Genomic DNA, 15,054 nt, shown 5'->3' on the forward strand with positions numbered 1-15,054 from the left:
CGTACGGTTTCAGGTTCTATTTCACTCCGGTTCCCCGGTGCTTTTCACCTTTCCCTCACGGTACTTGTCCACTATCGGTCACTAGGAAGTATTTAGCCTTGCGGGGTGGTCCCCGCGGTTTCCCACAAAATTACACGTGTTCCGTGGTACTCAGGATACTTAACAGGAGGATTAGCAGTTTCGTCTACGGGACTATCACCCTCTTTGGTTGGCTGTTCCAAAACCATTCCACTACCACTAATCTTTGTAACTCCTCGATGCATTCTGAACTGCACCCGTAAGCCCTACAACACCTCTGCTACAGCGATCCAGATCTGTAACGTAGTCAAAGGTTTAGGCTGTTCCGCTTTCGCTCACCGCTACTGACGGAATCGAGGTTTCTTTCTCTTCCTCCAGGTACTAAGATGTTTCAATTCCCTGGGTCTTGCCCACATTGCTGTGTTACTAGGTTTTGCCTAGTAGGGTTTCCCCATTCGGAAATCGACGGATCAAAGCTTGTTTACAACTCCCCGTCGCTTATCGCAGCAAACCACGTCCTTCATCGCCTTCTAGTGCCTTGGCATCCACCGTACGCCCTTAATTACTTGACCATATTACTCTTATGAGCAATATCCTAAAGTTTTCTTGTTCGTCTTTTTTGATGCAACCATAACTGACTCGGCGTCGTTATGGCCGCTCGGCGCATTGTTTGTTTTCTTTACAATGTCGTATATATGTTGTCAAAGAACGAATGTTTCCCTACAGACTAATCACCCAGGAGTATTCTCGTGGAAAATTAAAATGTCGGTTATTCGTTTTGCTTTCGCAAAGGAAGATCTTCCTCTCCCTCCGCCCACAGTCGCCTGCAAGCTACCGGTTTCATAGATCGAAAAGATCCATGCGGTAAAAACCAAAGTAATTTCAAAACCTAAGCAGTCAACACGGTTTTATAAAAAAGTTCGTAGTTCAATCAAATATTTTTTATGAATTGTTTGGTGAAGGGGAGATGTAATGAGACATAATACGGTGGTGTGCGCAAACAAAAGAATAAGCCAGATAACACTGATTTGGCGACTCCAAGGAATAGGCTAACGAATGATTGGTTGTGACTGGCAAGCAGAAGCCGGGCCTACGCTATTTGAAGGGAAAACCTGACAGAAAACAATCAAGTCGACGAATTATATATTTAATATAACTATAATTAGTCGATTTCTCCAGAAGATTTAATGGTTATGGTCGACTACTTTTGAAGTTGGGCCGCGAAAACATAATCCGTCTAGTTTCTTCTCTTGAAGCCACAAGTTTTTCGTTAGGTGATGCGAGCTAGGTTACGTTGGGAGATCGAGCTATGCTGTAGGAAAGGTGGTATTGAAACCGAAAGGTGAACTTATTTGCAGAATTTTTACAAAAGATCGATTGGTGGTGGTTGGATTTCGACGGATGTGATAGAAGGAAAACATTGGGAGGCGGGTCTAGTTCCCCACCCTCAAATCAGGGCGGGGTGAACTTATTCTCAATACCGCACGTTAAACTGCATATAACCATATCCCTCTCGCAAAAAAACCTAAACAACATTGAAAACCAAATCAAGATAAGAGTGAATCTTAACTCACTTCTACCTAATAAGCAATTCCCAATTTGTAACTCTCAAAAATTCTCTTGCAATTCTTTGAATGAATGCGAAAATTTTTTCGAGTCTATAATGGATTTCCTTATATGAAAAGATCTACCTTTTTAATTATCCTCTTGTTGTTATCTTTCCCACTCCTTGCAGTCAATACAGTCATTCTAAAAAACGGAAAAACTCTAAAAGGCAAAGTCACCGATCAAAACGAAAGAGGTCTGACCGTACAAACTGCTGACGGCCAACAAACCATTTCTAAATCACAAATCCTAAAAGTAATTTATAAAGATGTAACTGAGCAAGAGGCAGAAAAGATTCGAATCGCAGAAGAAAAGAAACTACGAGAGAAAGAAGAAAAAGATAAAGCCAGATTAGAAAAGGAACGGTTACTTGCGGAAGCAAAAGAACAAAAACGTTTAGAAGAAGAAGCAAAAATCGCGGAACAAACGAGACTCGCCGAAGAAAAAAATAAAGAAACATTAGCAGAAAAGGAAGCAAGGGCAGAAGCAGAGTGGCTTGCAACGAGAAAACTCGGACCTTCTCCTGCTGCAACTCAATGTGGCGGTCGTTTAGCCATTATTTGGCGATCAGCACTAATCCCTGGATGGGGTCAATTATGCGGCGGATCGAAAGTATCTGCGGGGACATTTAGCACCTTATTTTTTGGTACCTTAGTTTTTACCTTAGGACCACTACGTACAGAAGAACAAAACGCCAAATCCCATTACGATACCATGATTTTACTCAACCAAATAGGAGGGCCAGGCACAAGACTCAACGCACAAAACATCAGTTTGCCCTCCGAATTTTTCCAAGTTTTTGCCGAATCATCGATCGCTGAAGATTTCATTGCCAAAAGCAGAGAAAATGCAAAAAGCTCCAATACAAAATACTTAGCGGGACTGGGCACAGCAAGTATCCTCTATATCACAAATTTAGTTCATGCCTACATGATCGGAAAAGACAGGTATCCAGATAGGCCCACCGTCAGTACAGGTGGAAAACAAATCAAAGAAGGTTTGGACTTTGAGACGAGTTGGGACAGACCATACTCGATTACTGGAATTCGACCGCAGACAAATGCCGTTTATGCGGAAATCCGTTATTCATTTTTATTCTAAGGAGATTTTTATGAAAAAGATATTCACCACACTACTCATCCTTCTCTCCTTCCATTGTAAAATTTTTAAACCTTCCGATTTGGACCCTTCACAAGATTTGGGCACCTTACAGACATTATTACGGTATCTTGCTTTAGCCGATGCTTTTAATACCTATAGCCAAACCGTTGCCTTTATGAAATTTACAGATTCCAATGGCACTCCTTATGTAAATGGTATTGTTGAATATTTTGTTTTTAATGAAGCCGATGAAAATGGGGTTCCAGTTTCACCCTTCGGAGAATCAGGCAATATCCAACCATATACGGTTACTTTGGATACTTATGGCAGGGGTTTTTTATTCTTCAGTGAAAGGGGAATTGCAAAAATCACAGTTAAAAATTCAGGGAATGCCGTTGTCGGTAATGCAAGTTTTCGAGTTTATAATGGAATCACCAAACAATCGTTCTTCTGGTTAACCCAAAGTGGTACCACTCAGTTTTTTTTGGAAGACTTAGCCAATTACAGAAACCGCTTAGGAACTGCTAACTTACTTACCTCGCTTGGATCAGTCAATGGACGTCAGTTTCTCTATTTACAAGTACAAACCGCTTTCACTTCACCCACTCAATATTCATCCATTGGATATATCATTTCCAGTACCGATGGGGAGTATTATGACCAAGTAACAAAGATTGATGGTGTCACTATTAAAGTTGATTCGGGAAACGAATACTTCTTAAAGATTTCCAAACCGATGTTCAATGGATCGGAATATGTTTTTTTCTTATCGGAGGAAAGGGATACAAGCCCTCCTTCTCCAGCAAACTTTCTATCAAACCGAAACTTAATTTTTAAAATCCCCCAGTCTTTCCCTAACACAAGTGAAGTTATCAACCTTCCCATTGCCTCCGATGCTTACTTGTATCGACCAGATATGTTTCCTTGGATTTACCCGGCATTTTATTTCTCTGGGCGTTATCTCGTCACCCCAACCTACTACGCAGCAACGGAAACAAGACCTACTCTTTTAAACGAAAATTTCGCAGTAACCCAAGACGCTGTTTTGGGGTTTAGTTGTATGCTAGCGGACTCAAATCTCGGAGCTATCTCTTACCAATTGATCAATGTAGCAGGAACCGAATACTTGCAATGCCAAAGCTCATCTTCTTTACCATTAGGGAACACAACATACCAAGTCCGTAGCCTGGACAGTGTTGGACTCTCCAATCGTATTGTTACTTTTGATACAGGTGGAGGTGGATATACATTCCAAACCCCCCCCATTTTATGTGAGGGGAAAATTAGTTGCCTTATTGAATTTTAGCACGAATGTATCAGGATTTACCTTCCCTACAGATAATTATGGAGGATCCAATCCAACGATTACAAAAAATACAAGCCCAATCACAGGGTTTAGCACCACATTGGCAAATGCGACCCCATTAATTCGCAGTGTGAAGAGTTCAGGGAACTCCGACTTTTTTCTTCTTTCCTCTAGTCCTACCACTATTTCACCGAATTATGAAATCTATCGAAGTACAGATTCATTGGCCAGCGCCTCTGTCTTGCCACAAATCCCAGCAGAATACAATTCTCCCATTACCAATGCAGAACAATTGCAATCTGCCAATGGAAAATTAAACTATAGCTGGTCCATCTATGGCCCGATTGGAATTGGTTCCTTACCTATTTACCTCACCCGTTTTACAAAAGATGATGGGAATTGGGAAGATGTCCCTCGATTGATTAAAATCCGCTAAAAAAGGGATTCATTTGGGAAAAGTTGTCTTTTCTTTTAGAAAAGAATTCACTATCGATTCATATTCAGTAAAACGTGTATCTATCGACTTACAATGAAGGGCGCCCCAATCTGTAACCATTAGTTGTTTACGATTTGATTTTAAATTTTGGAAAATCTCTTCGGAATGAGCAACTGGAGTTACCTCATCCTCCTTAGAATGGATGAGAAGGACCGGTATAGAAATGAATTTTGCCGCTTTTTTGGGAGACACTTCGTCCACAAGAAAGTCCGCCCTCACCTCCGCAATAGACAGAGCGACAGGAGAAAGAAATAGAACCAATGGGGAGTAAATATCGACAGCACGTTTTTCCACAATCGAACGCATATCCATAAACGGAGAGTCCGCAATCACAAAGGCAAAGTCGCTTCGTCCTTCTGCGTATTGTAAGGCTGTAGCTGCCCCAAACGAAGCACCAAAAATACCGATCTCTTCTTCGGGAACAGTACTAATCTCAGAAAAAAATTCCATCGCACGTTCCAAATCATGTTTTTCGTAATACCCGTACGTTCCGTATTCTCCCGCACTTTCACCATGCCGGCGAGCGTCATAAGTAAATAAACTGCATCCTCGTTTCCAAAATAAAGGTGCATACTTGAGAACACCATAACGGGTCCTTCCATGTCCATGGAGCAAAACTACACCACATTTTTTCTTTTTAGGATTTTTGAAATACCAACCACGAAGCCGCAGACTTCCATTTTGAAATCGAACGGATTCTGGTTCGGGAAGCCCAAAATCAGTAAAGGAATTAATATTTAATTTCGTCTTATCTTCCTCTAAGTTGGAGACAGGAAAGGAGATAATAGAAGAGGAAAAGTAATAACCTGCGCCTAGCAAAAAAAAGGTGAGAAATATTATAAATATACTAAAAATCTTTTTCATCAAAGGACCTAGTTGGAAAAATCTAGGAAAGACCACAATAGGAAAAGCGAATTTTCCAAAATGCCAGTTTTTGATGAGAAAAAGAATTGCCGGCGTAAGATCCTTCCATCATTTCTTAAGGAAATCTATGAAACTATATTTAGCGTGCCTATCCCTCCTCCTTAGCCTTTCTTTTGTGAACTGTCGCACTATGGATGCTGCCATCCAATATCCTGAATCGGGAAAAACAGACCTAGGCATCTCCAAAGTTGCTGTTTTGCTTTTTGACATTGAAGAAGCAAAATGGGGGGATGAGTTCACTGATGCTGTATCTTTACAAATAGCAAAGTTACTCCCTATCAAAGTCATCGAGAGGGAACAACTTTCTAAAGTGGTGAACGAACAAAGTTTTTCAAAAACAGGAATTATCGATACGCAAACAGCCGTTCGCCTAGGGAAAGTTTTAGGTGTGGATGCACTTATCTTTGGAAGGGGATCAGCCTTAAAAAAATACGATGAAAAAGGCAAACTCATCCCCAATTTAGTAGATACAGTTTCATTAAAAATCGTTCACATTGAATCTGGCCATGTCATTGTTAATGCTCGTAAAAAACCAGGGGCCGATTGGACTTTTGGTCGAGTTTTACAATATAGTTTGGGGCTCGGACTCATTTGGAGTCGAGAGGACATTCTACTCTCAACCAGCCAATACGACGTTGTAGCAGAAAGTTTGGTGGAACGTATTGTTTCAGAATTAAAGAAATAATTTATCTTAAATCAAAAGGACAAACGATGAAAATTAATATTGGAATCCCAGAAGAAGAAAGAAGTGCTATTTCCGAGTCTTTAAAAAAACTCTTGGCGGATACGTACACTCTGTATCAAAAAACCCATAGTTACCATTGGAACGTTACAGGGCCCATGTTCCAAACTCTACATATTTTGTTTATGACTCAATACACAGAACTTTGGAATGCAATCGACCCCATTGCCGAAAGGATTAGATCCCTAGGATACTACGCTCCTATGGGTGGATGGGAATTTGCAAAGTATTCAAGTATAACAGAAGATAAGGAAGTGCCCAAAGCCAAAGAAATGATCAAACATTTGGTAGAAGGAAACGAAGCGGTGATCCGCACGGCACGCGCCGCTTACGAGCCTGCAGAAAAAGGAAACGATCAAGCCACATTGGATCTACTCACACAAAGACTCGACATACATGAAAAAACCGCTTGGATGTTGCGATCGTTACTAGAAGAATAAACAAATTTGAACAGTAGTCAAATCCAGACTACTGTTTGTTCATCCACTAAAACCAGTCTAGTTCCAACCTAAGCTTACCAACTAACGTATAATTTTTCTTTTTTTTATTGCAAACTTATTGTATCTTACTTTAACTTTAAGTTATGCGAACCAAAAACTCAAGAATTTAATAATACTTCTTTGTTCAAAATTTCCAAATACTCTTTCTGGTGAGTAAAATGGATATAATGACCGCCGAATGGAATAGTTTTGATTTTAACATTCGTGAAGAATTTTTCTATCAAAATCAAATCATCCTTTGTGATATATTCCGAAGCCCCACCCACAATAAACAAAACCCTTGTATCAGAATGAATTACCTCAGGAAAAGGATGATCAAAAACTCGTCTTGCTTGGTTTAGTCCCGATACATTCAGCTTCCAACGATATTCACCCGAATCCAACCTCTCCAAACTCATTTGTAAAAATTGGCGGATAAACGTGTCCGGTAGATATTTTGCCATCTCTGTATCAATGTCCGTTCGTGAAGAAAATCCACCAAGCGGAAAGGACATTGAAGCGATTTCTTTCTCATAAACGAAGGGATAAGACCTAGGTGCGATGTCCTGGACGATTAAAGTTTTTAAAACACCCTGATGAGTAAAATCAAAATACATAGCCACAAGTCCACCCATTGAATGTCCGAGTAGAATAGGATTTTGAATTTGGTGATCCGATAGGAATTCTTCCAAATCTTCGGACATAAGTTTTATGGAGTGTTCGTTTGCGTGAGGAGAATCTCCATGGTTTCTTTGGTCCAGGGTATAAACGGATCCAAATTCAGAGAGGGCCTTAGCCACCGTAACCCAGTTTTTCGAAGAACCAAATAACCCATGTAAGATGACGATCTCACCGATGGATTTCTGATTTTCTGAAGTTGGCGAAAAGGGATAAAGTTTAAAACTTAATTTCAAGAAAAGCCTTCTTACCGAAAACATTCCTTCTTTAGAATTTGCAAATGAGGAAGGATTTGTTTTTTTTCCCTAGGGCCCACTTCTGACGCATACCGAATCATTTGGCCTATCTCAGATTTAATTCCTTCTCCCACAGGAGAAAAACAAGGAATGGAATCCGGATCCTTTGTCATGGAATGCAAATTTGCCACCAAGTCTTTTGTGTATAAATTTACATAATTGCCTGTAGGAAATAAATAAATATAACGCAGTTTTCCCTTACGCATTTCTTCCAATCGACATTTCAAATCAGTTCCGCATTCTACTGCCGGCATACTTTCTGAGGCCAGATAACCTGCGTAATCTGAATGTTTTGTTTTGGGATAGGACTCAAGTAACTTCCAGAAGTAATTAGAATCCACGTAGTATTTTCCGGAAGCATAATCATATAATAACTTGGTTTGGTGGCGTTTTAAAAATTCCAGAGTGGCAGGATCGTTGTCAGGTTTGATCCCTTTTTCGTTCATCAGATCCACGGTTTTCTTTAAAAAAAATCCAGCCTTCGCACGAATGAAAATAAAGTCATCACCGGTATATTTCCCAGAACCGGAAATTTGAAAGATAGTATCGGTGATTTCTTGTTTGTCCGTAAAATCAACGTTTTTCGAGAGAACCATTCGTTCGGCTTCAAATAACAAAGTAGACAGATATTGTTTCGTTGGAACAGAACGCACCACCGACCGTTTGATAAACCCAGAAAGTCCATCTTCTAACTTAACCGGAATCCAGTCCTCTTTGGGACTTTCAAGAGAATCTTTATCATAAGAAACAGGTTCACCAAACTTGAGTTTGCGAAGAACATCACTTTTCTGGTCAGCAAACAAATGTAAGTTTAGTCCAATCACGGGAATCACAATTACAGAACTAGAATCCCGTTTCAGAAGTTCAGAAGGTTTTATCTGTTTGGTTTTTTCCTGAATCGTGGGTGCTGCCACAAGCGAACCAAACAATAATGAAAAAAATACAACCTGTCCGACAAAAGAAAATATGTCGGAAGTCAATAGAAAGAAAAATCCAAAACGAGAAGACACCAACCCTCTACGAAATTTTTTAAGTAAAGGGCCGGATTTCATTTTACTTTTGTAAATCCTCAACCATTTGTTTGATGCGAGAGACACCTTTTTCGATGTCTTTATCACCTAACGCATAAGACAATCGAATGGCTTTGTCATCCCCGAAAGCAATCCCGGGAACTGCTGCTACATTGTATTTATCGAGTAAAACATCACAAAATAGTTTGGAGTAAGAACTTTCTTTTTTCTCTGCCACTAACTTCTTAAATCCAGGAGTTTCGTAAACACCAGAGATATAAGGGAAAGCATAAAACGCACCTTCTGGCATCCGACACTCGAATCCTGGAATCTCGCGCAAAAGTCCAACGATGAGTTTACGGCGTTTGTCAAAAGCTTTCAACATATCCGCAACAGGAGTTTGGTCTCCCGTGAGAGCCGCCTCTGCCGCAGCTTGGGAAATGGAAGAAGCATTACTTGTAGATTGGCCTTGCATGGTGTCCATGTTTTTCACAATCTCCGCATTCCCGGCACCATATCCAATCCTCCATCCCGTCATGGAATAAGCTTTGGAGACTCCATTCACTACAAAGGTTTTTTCCTTCATCTTCGGCGAGATCATGGCAGGATTTACAAATTCCAATCCATCATAAATGATTTTTTCGTAGATGTCATCAGAAACAGTAATGATGTCTTTGGGCTCGAGAACCTTTACAAGAGCTTCCACATCCGAACGAGTGTAAGCTGCCCCTGTTGGGTTGGATGGCGAGTTGAAAATAAAAACTTTTGTCTTAGGTGTGATTGCTTTTTCCAATTGGTCGGCAGTGATTTTAAATCCACTGGAAATATCGGTTGCCACAATCACAGGAATTCCTTCAGCCAAACGAACGATGTCCGCATAACTCACCCAATACGGTGCGGGAATGATGACCTCGTCGCCTGGGTTGAGAGTTGCCATAAAAAAATTGTAGAGAACCTGCTTTCCCCCTGTTCCTACAATGATTTGGTTCTTTTCGTATTTCAGACCGTTTTCGGTTTCGAATTTACGAATGATTGCCTCTTTCAAAGAAACAGTTCCACTCACGGGAGTGTATTTGGTTTTCCCTTGGTCCATTGCTTTTTTGGCTGCGTCTTTGATATGTGTAGGCGTATCAAAGTCAGGTTCCCCTGCACCAAATCCAACAACGTCGAGTCCACTCGCTTTCAGTTGGTTTGCTTTCGCAGTGATCGCGAGAGTGGGAGAAGGTTCTACGACATCCAGTCGTCTTGCTACAAGTTTCATTTTGTCCTCTATTTAGTGAGTAATTCTTCCGGAACAGTTTCTTTAAACTGATCCAAAGTATAAATTTCGTATTCATACCCTTGTTCGGTGAGGAATAGTTGTCGGTTCTGTCCAAACCTCTCTTCATTCGTATCACGCGAAATTAGGGAAAAGAAAATTGCTGTATTGTCTTGCGATTTTGGACGAAGGATCCGACCTAAACGCTGCGCCTCTTCTTGTCTCGAACCAAAGGTTCCCGATACCTGGATGGCAATGTTGGCATCTGGTAAGTCGATTGAGAAGTTCGCCACTTTCGAAACCACAAGTTGTTTGATTTGGCCTGAACGAAACGCTTGGTAGAGTTCCTGTCTTTCCGGAAGAGGAGTTTTACCTGTAATCAATGGAATTTTGAAGGTTTGAGATATTTCTTCCAACTGATTGATGTATTGTCCAATGATCAAAATGTTGTTAGTCGAATGTTTCTTCAAAATATAACTAATCGCACGTAGTTTCTCTGGGTTTTCGGAAGCCAAACGGAACTTCTCACGATCATCCGCGACAGAATACTTCATACGAAGGTCGTCTTCCATAGGAACTCGAATTTCCACACAATTGGCTTCGGCAATCCAAGATTTGGCTTCTAGTTCTTTCCAAGGTACATCGTATTTTTTCGGACCGATGAGTGAGAACACATCTTCTTCTAGTCCATCTTCACGAACAAGAGTTGCCGTAAGACCTAACCTACGTTTGGCTTGCAATTCTGATGTCATACGAAATACCGGTGCTGGTAATAAGTGAACCTCATCATAAACGATAAGTCCCCAATTGTTCGCACTGAAGATATGGAAGTGAGTGAAGTCCCCACCTTTTTTCTTTCTGTGAGTTAAGATGTTGTATGTGGCAATAGTGATCGGTTTGATTTCTTTCATCTCACCAGAATACTCACCAATGTCTGACTCAGGGATATCCGTTTTGTCTAAAATTTCATTTCTCCACTGACGAATGGACAAAGTGTTCGTTACAAGAATGAGTGTTTCTGCTCCAACGATTTGCATAACACCCATTCCCACGATGGTTTTTCCCGCACCGCAAGGAAGAACCACAACACCGGATCCCCCTTCGTTACGTCCACCCGCATGGAAAGCTTCTACTGATGCTCTTTGGTAGTCGCGCATTCCAAACTTAATTCCACCTTTTGTCGTAGGACGTAAGTTAAATGGATATTTGTTTCCTTCATCGTAACCCGCAAGGTCTTCCACAGGAAAACCAATTTTGATTAACGCTTGTTTGATGTGACCACGGTATTCTTTTTTAATCCGAATTTTATCGCCTTCCATTCCATCCACAAAGGGTTGAACGGCACGGTTGTTGGCAATTTCTGTGATAAATCCTTTTTCATTGGAAATAATATACAATTCCCCAGATTCTTCTTTCACGAGTTTCACTTTTCCGTAACGAGAGATTTGTTCTCTCACTTCATTCATTACGTTTTTAGGAACGGAATAACGGGCAAATTTTGTTAAACCTTCGATGATCTCTTCTGCAGTCATTTTAATGGATGCTGCATTCCACAAAGAAAGTGGAGAAATGCGATAGGTGTGCATATATTCCGGGCTTTTTTCGAGCTCGGCAAACTTAGCAATGAGGTCCCGACAGGCTTCAAATTCGGGGTTATCTACCTCAAGAAGCATCGTTTTGTCACTTTGTACAGTAAGTGGCTTGGTCATGGTATTCCCTCTCAATTTAACCAGGCTGGGAATGGAAACCGCCCTGTCAACCTATTTGATTTTAATAGATTTTGGATGCTTTTTCGCTTTGTTTTTCAGGCAAATGGAGAAAATTTCGAACGAATAGGTCAGCAAGACCGTCTAATCCAGGTTAAGCTATATCTATCTGTTCAAAATAATTGGTTTGACTTTTCCCTCTTTTTATGGGCGTTCCCAGGTCTCACCTCTGCCCAACTTCTTTCTAACTAAGGGTCAGGCTCACTTCGGGGTGCGCTAACGCTCCCGTCCCCAGCCATCTAACGATAGCAGGTGACCTTCGCCCTACGGATCCTTAACGCAAAAGTAAATAGTCTTTTAAAATAGATTCAGTGGCATCGTGATTATGCATTCTATCGGTAAGAAACTTTCGGTATTCCCTTGCACCTCTTTCCCCATGATACAGCCCCAAGATATGGCGGAGGATATAGTGGACCTTTCCCTCTTTCTCTAATACGGAATGGACATAGGGAATCAGTTCGGAAAGAACTTCCTCCCTTGTTCTGACAGAATCTTTCGAATCATAATAGAGAGAATCGACTTCACTAAAGAGAAATGGATTGTCATAAGCTGCCCGTCCAATCATCACCCCATCTACCTTGGTTAGATGCTGTTCTACTTCCTCATGAGTTTTAATCCCCCCGTTGATTACAATTGGCAAATCGGGAAAATCTTTCTTTAGGGAATACACATCTTCATACCGAAGGGGAGGAATCGTTCGGTTCTCTTTTGGTGAAAGTCCTTCGAGAATCGCAATCCTGGCATGTACAATGATTTGGTCTACACCCGCCGAGCGAATTTTGGATACAAAATGATGTAAGTCTTCGTAGCTTTCCTTCCCATTCACACCTATGCGGTGTTTTACGGTCACGGGAATTTTCACTTGGGATTTGCAAGCTGTAACCATCTCGGCCACAAGGTCTGGTTCTTTCATCAGACAGGCCCCAAAACTTCCACTTTGTACCCGATCCGATGGACAACCCACGTTCAAATTGATTTCATCATACCCGTAATCTTCACCGATTTTGGCGCATTCAGCGAGAGCCGTCGGCGAATCTCCACCTAACTGAAGAGCCACGGGATGTTCTTCTTTAGAATATTCTAGATACCTATGATTGTCTTTCCCACGGAGGATGGCACCAGTAGTCACCATCTCCGTATAAAGTAACGTGTGTTTGGAGATAAGTCGGAGAAAGAAGCGGTAGTGCCTGTCAGTCCAGTCCATCATCGGAGCGACGGAAATTCGACTGACGGGAACCTTTGGCTGCAAAAACTTTCTCCTATGCTTCTTGCGGGTGTTCCTCTCTGGATGGAAGGCTGAGAACCGAGGCAATTTCTGTAGGAACCCCTCTATGGATCTCTTCCGAAGCAATTACTGCAAAGTTCCTGGGGGGTAGTTCCTTTGTCAAAAAGAATGCGAACGCTTGTCTGAGGTAACGAGATACCACAAAAATAAGGAATCTATTTTCATCCAAAGCCTTTTGGAGTTCGTTATAAACAGATTCCAAAATTCTTACACGCACATCATGAGGAAGGATGATGATTTTACTTCCATCCGTTTCATCGAGAGTGATACTTTTGTTCATCCGATCAATGATCCTTGGATCAATGGTGACCACATGTAACTTTCCATCCGGAGAAAGAAAGTCGTTGATGATTTGGCGAGAGAGGGCTTGTCTTACATGTTCCGCCAAATCAAACGGATTGTTTGTCCGAGGGAGATGGTTTGCAATGGCATCCATAATTTTGGGAAGGTTCTTAATCGAAAGGCCTTCTGCCAAAAGATTCTGTAAAGTTTGTTGGATGATCCCAAGTCTTCCTTGTTTGTCGTAATCGAGTTCACCCACAAGGGTTGGATGTGTTTGCCGCAAGTGTTCGAGAAGGGCTTTCACTTCTTCTCTTCCGAGTAGCTGCGATGCATAATTGGAAATCAATTCTTTCAAATGAGTGATGATGACTGTGGATGGATCGACTACCGAATACCCTTTATTCTCCACTTCAATTTTATCATTCGGATCAATCCAAGTGGCTTTCAGACCGAAGGCAGGCTCAGTGAATGGTTCGCCGATGATGGCATCTAAGTTTCTTGCAGTGTTATTCATTGCCATCAAACGATCTGCTCTGACTGCCGACTGACCCACAACCACTCCATTGATACGAATGCTATAGTTATCATGAGGAATTTCTAAATTATCGATGATCCGAATGGCCGGAATCACAAGACCAAAATCGATCGCAAATTTTTTACGAGTGTTGGCAATCTGTTCGAGTAAATGCCCACCCGAAGAGGAATCCACTAACGGGAGTAAGTCGCGTCCGAGTTCCACCTGAATGGCTTCCACAGAAATTTCTTTGATATAGTTTTCTGGTTTTTTCTCTTGGACTTTTTCCTGGGCAACTGTTTCGATTTTTTTGATTTCTTCTTTGGCTACTTTTTCAATCGAATAACCCAAATACCCAATGGCTCCTGCTAAAAACATAAGGGAGAAGAAAGGAAGACCGGGAATTAAACTAGAGAGGCCAAGGGCTCCCGAAACTACATATAAAGTTTTGGCATTCCCAAAAAGTTGGTCTTTGATCTCTACGGTCAGTTTCTTTTCTGAACTGGAACGAGTGACAATGATACCGGTTGCTGTTGTAGAAAGTAGTCCTGGAATTTGAGAAACGAGTCCATCCCCAATTGTAAACTTTCCATAAGTTTCAATGGAAGCAAGGAAGGATTCCCCACGGATGGTGGATCCAATCAAAATTCCACCAAGTAGATTTATGGCGGTAATGATGAGCCCTGCCCTTACGTCCCCTTGCACGAATTTGGAAGCTCCATCCATAGCCCCATAAAAATCCACTTCTCGTTGGACTTTTTTACGTTTTACTTTGGCTTCCGCTTCAGTGATCGCACCACTATTTAATTCCATATCAATGGACATTTGTTTCTGTGGCAATCCATCCAAAGTAAACCTTGCTGCCACTTCCGAGATCCGAGTCGCACCTTTAGTAATAACGAGTACCTGAACAATCGTTAGAATGATAAAGATAATGAGCCCCACAACATATTTACCAAGTCCCGATTCCCCACCGACCACAAAGGTTCCGAAGGCTTCGATCACACTCGAATTCATCGCAGGTCCTTTCGACAAAATTTGTCTTGTGGTCGAAACGTTAAGAGCTAATCGAAATAAGGTGGTTATTAGAAGGATACTTGGAAAAATCGAAAACTCACTGGGTTCTGTTACCGACAATGCCGTCATGAGTATGAGTAATCCAAGCCCAATACTGATAACGATAAGAATATCTAAAACAAAACCGGGCAAAGGGACAATGAGCATCCCTAAAATGAGGAGTGTCCCCACTCCTAAAATCACATCAGATTGTTTGAGTAAGTCTCTAAAATTCATT

General features: G+C 41.4%; 12 protein-coding genes and 1 rRNA gene (1 of these 13 running past the window's edge). 5 read left to right on the forward strand and 8 right to left on the reverse strand.

What is annotated here, in order from left to right; genetic code table 11:
• Positions 1-590: ribosomal RNA gene (locus LEP1GSC195_RS00005) — 23S ribosomal RNA — on the reverse strand; it reaches 2,349 nt to the left of the window's first position.
• Between the two features lie 1,105 nt (positions 591-1,695).
• Between LEP1GSC195_RS00005 and LEP1GSC195_RS00010 the strand changes: the two genes are divergently transcribed.
• The 3 genes from LEP1GSC195_RS00010 to LEP1GSC195_RS19905 are packed head-to-tail and all read left to right on the forward strand — an operon-like array spanning position 1,696 to position 4,466.
• Positions 1,696-2,724, forward strand: a complete 1,029-nt coding sequence (locus LEP1GSC195_RS00010) for an LA_0442/LA_0875 N-terminal domain-containing protein (protein ID WP_015679608.1) — start codon at positions 1,696-1,698, stop codon at positions 2,722-2,724.
• 10 nt (positions 2,725-2,734) lie between these two features.
• The gene (locus tag LEP1GSC195_RS00015) at positions 2,735-4,030 is read left to right on the forward strand and encodes a hypothetical protein (protein WP_015679726.1); all 1,296 of its coding nucleotides are present in this window, start codon (positions 2,735-2,737) and stop codon (positions 4,028-4,030) included.
• A complete protein-coding gene (locus tag LEP1GSC195_RS19905; protein ID WP_232227584.1) occupies positions 4,020-4,466 on the forward strand; it encodes a hypothetical protein in 447 nt (148 codons plus the stop codon). Before LEP1GSC195_RS00015 ends, LEP1GSC195_RS19905 begins: the two co-directional genes overlap by 11 nt.
• Positions 4,467-4,475: 9 nt before the next feature.
• Here the strand turns inward: LEP1GSC195_RS19905 and LEP1GSC195_RS00020 are convergent, their stop codons facing one another.
• Complete coding sequence (locus tag LEP1GSC195_RS00020; protein WP_015679686.1) at positions 4,476-5,390, reverse strand: alpha/beta hydrolase; 915 nt, start codon at positions 5,388-5,390, stop codon at positions 4,476-4,478.
• Positions 5,391-5,517: 127 nt separating this feature from the next.
• Here LEP1GSC195_RS00020 and LEP1GSC195_RS00025 point away from each other — a divergent pair, with 127 nt between their 5' ends.
• Both LEP1GSC195_RS00025 and LEP1GSC195_RS00030 read left to right on the forward strand, forming a co-directional pair.
• Positions 5,518-6,135: a CsgG/HfaB family protein gene (locus LEP1GSC195_RS00025; RefSeq protein ID WP_232227587.1), complete on the forward strand. Its 618-nt coding sequence runs from the start codon at positions 5,518-5,520 to the stop codon at positions 6,133-6,135.
• A 26-nt stretch (positions 6,136-6,161) separates the two neighbouring features.
• Entirely contained in the window at positions 6,162-6,632 is a 471-nt protein-coding gene (locus tag LEP1GSC195_RS00030; RefSeq protein ID WP_002978136.1) for a Dps family protein, read from the forward strand.
• A 158-nt stretch (positions 6,633-6,790) separates the two neighbouring features.
• Here LEP1GSC195_RS00030 and LEP1GSC195_RS00035 read toward each other — a convergent pair whose 3' ends face one another.
• From LEP1GSC195_RS00035 to LEP1GSC195_RS00065, 6 genes are all read right to left on the reverse strand, one after another.
• Complete coding sequence (locus LEP1GSC195_RS00035) at positions 6,791-7,585, reverse strand: alpha/beta fold hydrolase (protein ID WP_015679524.1); 795 nt, start codon at positions 7,583-7,585, stop codon at positions 6,791-6,793.
• 11 nt (positions 7,586-7,596) lie between these two features.
• Complete coding sequence (locus LEP1GSC195_RS00040; RefSeq protein ID WP_015679748.1) at positions 7,597-8,697, reverse strand: SH3 domain-containing protein; 1,101 nt, start codon at positions 8,695-8,697, stop codon at positions 7,597-7,599.
• 1 nt (position 8,698) lies between these two features.
• Complete coding sequence (locus LEP1GSC195_RS00045) at positions 8,699-9,916, reverse strand: pyridoxal phosphate-dependent aminotransferase (RefSeq protein ID WP_015679476.1); 1,218 nt, start codon at positions 9,914-9,916, stop codon at positions 8,699-8,701.
• An 8-nt stretch (positions 9,917-9,924) separates the two neighbouring features.
• Positions 9,925-11,622, reverse strand: coding sequence for a DNA repair helicase XPB (locus LEP1GSC195_RS00050; protein WP_015679595.1), 1,698 nt, complete (start codon positions 11,620-11,622; stop codon positions 9,925-9,927).
• 331 nt (positions 11,623-11,953) lie between these two features.
• Positions 11,954-12,928: a tRNA dihydrouridine(20/20a) synthase DusA gene (gene dusA, locus LEP1GSC195_RS00060; protein WP_015679669.1), complete on the reverse strand. Its 975-nt coding sequence runs from the start codon at positions 12,926-12,928 to the stop codon at positions 11,954-11,956.
• A 10-nt stretch (positions 12,929-12,938) separates the two neighbouring features.
• Positions 12,939-15,053, reverse strand: coding sequence for a flagellar biosynthesis protein FlhA (locus tag LEP1GSC195_RS00065; protein ID WP_015679486.1), 2,115 nt, complete (start codon positions 15,051-15,053; stop codon positions 12,939-12,941).
• Position 15,054: the final 1 nt, after the last annotated feature.

It is taken from the genome of Leptospira wolbachii serovar Codice str. CDC (genome assembly GCF_000332515.2).
Lineage (GTDB): Bacteria > Spirochaetota > Leptospiria > Leptospirales > Leptospiraceae > Leptospira_A > Leptospira_A wolbachii.